1 protein-coding gene is annotated in these 564 nt (G+C 33.9%); it reads left to right on the plus strand.

From position 1 onward, the window contains the following. Nucleotides 1-133: 133 nt before the first annotated feature. On the plus strand, nucleotides 134-564 hold a 431-nt coding region (gene tnpA, locus CRO04_RS25805; RefSeq protein WP_097007073.1), incomplete at its 3' end, for an IS200/IS605 family transposase.

Consider the following 564-nt stretch of genomic DNA (forward strand, 5'->3'; position numbering starts at 1 on the left):
TTGTATAGCAGTCTTTTAATAAACCACCTGCTATGCAGGTGCGTCCACAGCCGCTTTAGCTTACAGAAAAAACCTCCAATGATATAATAAGTGTAGGTTCGCCAACCACACTAAATCAAAGGAGGTATCCTAAATGGATATTAATAGTTTATCACATACAAAATGGAATTGTAAGTATCACATTGTATTTGCACCAAAATATCGAAGAAAAATAGCATATGGACAGTTAAAACAAGATATAGCAAATATACTGAGTACGCTATGTAAAAGAAAAGGTGTAAAAATTGTAGAAGCAGAAGTCTGCCCAGATCATATACACATGTTGGTAGAATTACCGCCAAATATAAGTGTTTCAAGTTTCGTAGGGTATCTAAAAGGGAAAAGCACACTTATGATATTCGAAAGGCATGCAAATCTGAAATATAAATATGGAAATAGACATTTCTGGTGCAGAGGATATTATGTGGACACGGTAGGAAAGAATGCAAAAAAGATACAAGAGTATATTCAGAATCAATTAAAGGAAGATTTGGAATATGACCAAATGACACTCAAAGAGTATAT

The organism is Lacrimispora amygdalina (genome assembly GCF_900205965.1).
In the GTDB taxonomy this organism is placed as follows: domain Bacteria; phylum Bacillota; class Clostridia; order Lachnospirales; family Lachnospiraceae; genus Lacrimispora; species Lacrimispora amygdalina_A.